This window comes from Clostridia bacterium, from assembly GCA_024653205.1.
Taxonomy (GTDB): domain Bacteria; phylum Bacillota; class DSM-521; order Neomoorellales; family SLTJ01; genus JANLFO01.
On the sequence record JANLFO010000050.1, the window covers coordinates 1 to 552 of the forward strand.

Consider the following 552-nt stretch of genomic DNA (forward strand, 5'->3'; position numbering starts at 1 on the left):
GCGTGTCGTCTTCGCCATAGAGCTTGGGCGGCGTGCGCCGGCGGATCGTGTCAGCATCGATCACACAGCGGCGCACCTCCGGCCGCGAAGGGATCGTATACATGACGTCCAGGAGCGTCTCCTCGATGATCGTACGCAGGCCACGTGCGCCCATGCGGTGCCGCAGCGCCTCCTGCGCCGTGACCCGCAGCGCCTCCGGCGTGAACACCAGCTCCACGCCATCGAGCGCGAACAGGCGCTGATACTGCCTCACAAGCGCATTCTTGGGTCGCGTCAGCACCTGAATCAGCTGCTCCTCGTCCAGTGGATCAACGCTGACGACGACCGGCAGCCGCCCCACGAACTCGGGGATCAGGCCGTATTGCAGCAGGTCGTCGGGCGATACCCTCCGCAGGAGCTCCGCGGTGCTCAGCGTCTGTACCTCCTGCTCCTCGTCGTTGCGGAAGCCGAGGATGCCCTTCTTGCCGATCCGCTGAGCGATCACGTCCTCCAGACCGTCGAAGGCACCGCCGCAGATAAAGAGGATGTTCGTCGTGTTGAGCTGGATGAACT

General features: G+C 64.7%; 1 protein-coding gene. It reads right to left on the reverse strand.

Annotation, left to right across the window (positions count from 1 at the left end):
- Positions 1 to 552, reverse strand: a 552-nt coding sequence (locus NUV99_12135; protein ID MCR4420837.1) for an AAA family ATPase, incomplete at both ends; no start/stop codon positions are given.